Annotated in this window: 1 protein-coding gene; it reads left to right on the top strand. The window is 70.7% G+C overall.

The genetic code is table 11. The features are described 5' to 3' along the window. Nucleotides 1–520: 520 nt before the first annotated feature. On the top strand, nucleotides 521–1411 hold the full coding sequence (locus BCY76_RS17260; protein ID WP_336582686.1) for an ABC transporter ATP-binding protein: 891 nt from the start codon (nucleotides 521–523) through the stop codon (nucleotides 1409–1411). Nucleotides 1412–1422: the final 11 nt, after the last annotated feature.

The following is a 1422-nucleotide window of genomic DNA, read 5'->3' as shown; positions in this document are numbered from 1 at the left end:
CCACCGGTGGCGGCGTGTCCCGGGGCTGGAAGGACGGCAACAGGAGGGCGCCGCGTGCGGCCGACCCGAGCGGCCGAGCCGGTGCCGGTGAGGGTCATCTTCGTCCTGTCCGTCGGGGGAGCTGCCGACGCCGTGGCGCCGCAGTCCCGTCCTGCAACGATGTCGCATGAAGCCTAGGGACCTCGACATGTCAGCCGTGTTACATCCCGGGCCGGATTCGTGCGCTGAGCCTGGCGCGGCGGCGCGCCGAGGTGGGGTCATGCCTCCACGAGAAGCGCGTGCGGGGGACGAATCGCTCACACTGCCGCAGACACGAACCGGTGAGATCACCCGGTGAGGGGGCATGCCGGGGTGATATGACACCGTCGTGTCGTGTGATCTGGACCCCGTGAATGGCCCGCATGGTGCGGATCCATGCCGGTGCGTGGGGTTCGGGAGGCCCGTTCGGGGATGCGTTCCTCACATCTCTTAGGTGAACCTATGCTTGATTGAGTAAGATGCAGATGTGCAAAATGACCCCGTGCTGTCGAACCTTACGCGCCCGGACTCGGCGCAGACGTCCCGGACCTCGCTCCGTGCCCTCGACGTGTCCGTGTCCTACGGGCCCCACCGCATCGTCCACGGCGTCGACGCCCAGCTGCTGCCCGGCGGGGTCACCGCGCTGATCGGCCCCAACGGCAGCGGCAAGACCACGCTGCTGCGCGGCATGTGCCGACTGGCCGACGCCGAGGGCCAGGTGAGCCTCGACGACGTCGACATCACCAGCTTCTCGCCGCGCAGCTTCGCCAAGCGGCTCACGATCCTCGCCCAGCAGCGGCCCACGCCGACCGGGCTGACGGTGGCCGAGGTGGTCGAGCTCGGACGCCACCCCCACCGGGGCCGGTTCCGCCGCACCGATCCTGGAGGTGCGGAGGCCGTGGAACGGGCCGTGGCGCTCGCCGGGCTGGAGGATCTGCGTCACCGGCCGGTCACTGAGCTCTCCGGCGGTCAGCTGCAGCGGGTCTGGCTGGCCACCTGCCTGGCCCAGCAGACCGACGTGCTGCTGCTCGACGAGCCCACCACGTTCCTGGACCTGAAGCACCAGATGAGCCTGCTGGACCTCATCCGGGACCTTGCCGACGTCCACGGCCTGACCATCGGCGTCGTGCTGCATGACCTGGAGCAGGCCGCCGACATCGCCGATCACGTGGTCCTCCTCGAGGAGGGGCGGGTCGTCGCGGCCGGGTCTCCGTCCGCGGTGATGACCTCGGAGCGGCTCACCGAGGTCTATCGCGTGCCCATCGACGTCACCTCCCTGCCCGACGGCGGGCTCGCCGTCCGTGCCGGCGCGCCGGACGCGGGGACGCAACGCCGAGGATCCGTCCGCCGCCCAGACCCGGGACGACTCCCGACCTGGCCGCTGCCGGCCTGATCCCCCCCCGG

It is taken from the genome of Nesterenkonia sp. PF2B19, from assembly GCF_001758425.2.
Taxonomy (GTDB): Bacteria; Actinomycetota; Actinomycetes; order Actinomycetales; family Micrococcaceae; genus Nesterenkonia; species Nesterenkonia aethiopica.
Note: the sequence above shows the minus strand (reverse complement) of the source record. Positions and strands in the feature narration are given on the sequence as shown.